This is a genomic window from Maritimibacter alexandrii, from assembly GCF_005871115.1.
In the GTDB taxonomy this organism is placed as follows: domain Bacteria; phylum Pseudomonadota; class Alphaproteobacteria; order Rhodobacterales; family Rhodobacteraceae; genus Maritimibacter; species Maritimibacter alkaliphilus.
Genome location: NZ_SWKQ01000006.1, coordinates 1 through 3660 on the forward strand (window position 1 = coordinate 1; position 3660 = coordinate 3660).

Consider the following 3660-nt stretch of genomic DNA (forward strand, 5'->3'; position numbering starts at 1 on the left):
GTGTCGTTGTGCCCTAATTAAAGAGAATAGAGGCTAATTTTTCCCTGACTTTTCAATGGCTGCTTGTACCTCTATTTGTGGCATTGTACCTTTAATTAGGATACTGTACCCTAATTTAGGATACAAGATTATCTGTGGATAACTTTCGGCGATTTGTGATGAAGACGCGCTGTGAAATCTGAAGCCGTTGCGAAACATCGTGCTGCTATTCTGCGGCCGCTTCTTGAGCTTGAAAAAAAGGGCGACCCAATTGGTCGTGCCATTGGCGACGCGGCATGGGAGTTGGGTCTTTCCAAAAGCTATACTTGGAAGCTTTACCGTCGTCTCAAAGAGAACGATGCTCGATCCGTTGCGCTGCAACCGGGTCGGCGCGGGCCTAAACCTGGAAAAGGGCGTCTTGCTCCGGATGTGGAGCGCATCATCAGCACCACCCTTAGCCGCTACTATCTGGTTCGAGAACGTTCAAGTTTTTTGCGCATTTGGCGTGAGATACGCTCAGAGTGTGATGCAAAGGGCTTCCAGCCTCCGACCCGTCGAACAGTTAAGCGGCGGCTAGATGCGATGGACCAGCGTAAGGTCATCTCAAAGCGACATGGCGCGGACGTAGCTGGACAATTGTTCGCAGCGCGTCCTGGCAAACTCGACGTTCCCGACCCACTCGACGTCGTGCAAATCGATCATACCAAGGCCGATGTATTTTTGGTCGATCACATCGATCGACAGCCTCTTGCGCGGCCGAACCTGACGATGGCGATCGATGTCACCACGCGTGTGGTGTTGGGCGTATACGTGAGTTTCGATGCACCGTCCGTTCTGTCGGTTGCGCTTTGTCTCGACCATTGCGTGCGCCGAAAGACAGTGCATGTGCCCGGCACCCTTGAAGAGCTTACCTGGCCTACGGCTGGTATTCCGAAGGCTGTTCATGTGGACAATGCCCAGGAGTTCCGCAGCAGAGCGTTCAAGTCCGCGTGCGAGGATTGGGGCATTGATGTTTCCTATCGTCCCAAGGGCGGCAAGCATTACGGAGGTCACATTGAGCGCTTGATCGGTACAACTATGGGTTCGGTTCACGTATTGCCTGGAACCACGCACTCGTCACCCAAAGACAAGGGTGACTATAACAGCGAACAAAACGCGACTTTGACGCTTGCTGAGTTTGAAGACTGGCTTCATCTTGAAATCTGTCGGTATCACAACACCCCGCATCGGGCTCTTGGCCGGACACCTCTTGCTGCCTGGAGCGATTTGGGTGGCGATACAGCAGGGCGGCAAGTTGTCGATGTGGACGCGTTTCGATCGAGCTTCATGCCTTTTGAATGGCGCAAGCTTGGCCGCACAGGGATCACGCTTTTTGAAGTGCGCTACTGGAATGATGCGTTTGCGTCCTTGATCGGGCGGGGCAAAGAGAAGGCGCAAGTCAGATTTGATCCGCGGAACCTATCGAAGATTTGGGTGCAGGTAGACGATGGTCGCATGATCGAAGCGCGCTACCGAAATCTCAGTCATCCCGAAATCTCTCTTTGGGAAAGTCGCCGCGCCCGCAAAGAATGGAAAGAAAAGCACGGTGGGCGGATCCACGAAAAGGCGCTGTTTGATATGGTAGACGCGCAAAGGCGTCTGGCCGAGGCAGCGCGCCAGAAAACCAAGGCAGCCAGGCTGGGTAAAGAGCGGGATGCGCGCCTGTCAAAGGCCCCAAAGCAGCGCGACCCTTCTCGTGAAATGTTCGCGATTGATACCGGCAACCCTGATCTTCCAACCTATCCCATAGATGAATTTCATGACCCAAAACGAAAGAATTGACCGCATTCGCAGCGACCATTGGATCGCTTTTGATCGTGCAACGATTGTCCTCAATCGATTGACATCATTGATGGAAACACCGCGACAAAGTCGCATGCCAGGTTTGATGGTCTATGGGAGCTCTGGCATCGGGAAGACGATGATCGCCAAACGTATGGCGAGCAAGTATCCCACTCAATACAAGAGTGATCTCGGGATCACCAAGACACCTGTATTGCTGCTTCAGGCACCACCCGCGCCGGATGAGAGAAGGTTCTACCAACACTTACTATCTACGATTGGCGCGCCCATGTGGGGGCGTCGCACAGTCTCGGAACTGGAGGTTCGGGCGCTGAACCATCTCAGAGACATGGACCTGAAAATGCTCATGATTGACGAGGTGCACAATCTGCTTGCCGGCAGTTACAGGGAGCAACGTCGGTTCCTCAACATGCTACGGTTCCTCGCAAATGAGCTTAGCGTATCGCTCGTGGTCTTTGGCGTTAACGAAGCGCTTGATGCCGTCCGTGGCGATGACCAGCTTGCGCGCCGGTTGGATGAACATTTTTTGCCGCTTTGGGAAGACGATGTAGAGTTCTCACGTCTGATCCAAACACTGATCGCGGCCATGGCGCTGGAAAAACCTTCGGGCCTGACCGTTGCTTCGCTCCGAACCATCCTGAAGGTGACCGGCGGGGTCACGTCCCGCGTCTTTATCATGATTAAGTCTCTGGCCATCGATGCGATTCATTCTGGGGAAGAGAGGATTACGGATGAGGCTGTCGCGACATGGCGGCCGACCTGGAACAAACATGCGTGGACGGTTCCGCTTGAGACGGCCGTTGAGGCCGAGTGACCATCAAGCTTCTGCCCCGCCGACCACCACCCCTATGCGATGAACTGCTTTCGAGCTGGCTTACCCGGCTGGCACAAGCCAATCACTGTTCAACCGAAGAACTGTGCGGCTATCTTGGCTTGCAAAGGGGCAGGGTGCCCGACCGCTCGAGCGACCTTGAGCAAGTTTGTGTAGACCGATTGTGCGCGGCTGTTGGAAGAAAACGTACCGAGATTGCGGCGATGACATTGCCAAATTTGAGCGCCCGCTCATTGAACTATCTGGCAACACATGACTTTCAGACCTGCACATATTGCCAAGAGCAAACGCCGGATCTGGTATTGCGCCACTGGCGGTTTGCTTGGTCGACAAACTGTGAAAGTTGCGGTCGGTCTCTGGTATCGACATGTCCGCATGCTGGTATCTCAAAGCGTATGAAAGCGCGTGCGGTTCAGGGGGCTAAAAGATTGGCGTCAGCTGTAGTCTCTGGCGACCAACAAAGCCTGCATCAGTTCAGACAAACGTCAGACCTTCTGCGATTGTGGAAATTGGCGGATGCAGATGCGCTGATCTCTGAGAACCAAGCCCAAAGAACAATTGTTCTCGCTGCGATTGAACTCGGATCAAAGCACCCGTTGCTTCGCACTGCCTATCGGGTGGCGCGAAACAACCGGGCAGCGCGGAGTCTGTTGCGTACGTTTCCGCGACAGAGTGAGGCTTTGGAGAATCTCCAGAGCTGGGCCCGACTTCATGAATATCGATATGCAGACCAGGGAGCCATAGGCCGCCGAGCTAGAACACGAGGGCTCGGAACAACTGGACTTGTGCCATCCGAGAGAGCGCTTCATGCGGCACGACGCGCAATTGAAGAACTCGGCTCCAACACTGATCGACATGCACTTCTGCTCCGCGCGCAAGAGATTTGGCAGACGGAACCACTCATCCGAAGGTCGCCGAAACCTGTGGACATATCCTAAATAGAGGCACAGAAATCGCCAAAATAGGCCAGAAGCGGTAATTTCTCTTTTATTAGGGTACTACGACAG

At 54.0% G+C, this 3660-nt stretch carries 3 protein-coding genes; all 3 read left to right on the plus strand.

Annotated elements, in window-relative coordinates:
- Positions 1–171: 171 nt before the first annotated feature.
- From FCT00_RS00765 to FCT00_RS21805, 3 genes are read left to right on the plus strand one after another with little or no spacing between them, the layout of a single operon-like run.
- Positions 172–1800 (plus strand): Mu transposase C-terminal domain-containing protein, encoded by a 1629-nt coding sequence (locus FCT00_RS00765; protein ID WP_082894773.1) that lies wholly within the window; start codon positions 172–174, stop codon positions 1798–1800.
- Positions 1769–2635, plus strand: a complete 867-nt coding sequence (locus tag FCT00_RS00770; RefSeq protein WP_064224071.1) for a TniB family NTP-binding protein — start codon at positions 1769–1771, stop codon at positions 2633–2635. Before FCT00_RS00765 ends, FCT00_RS00770 begins: the two co-directional genes overlap by 32 nt.
- Positions 2632–3591, plus strand: a complete 960-nt coding sequence (locus tag FCT00_RS21805) for a TniQ family protein (RefSeq protein WP_111368995.1) — start codon at positions 2632–2634, stop codon at positions 3589–3591. The genes FCT00_RS00770 and FCT00_RS21805 overlap by 4 nt, the downstream gene beginning before the upstream one ends.
- The last annotated feature ends 69 nt before the right edge of the window (positions 3592–3660 follow it).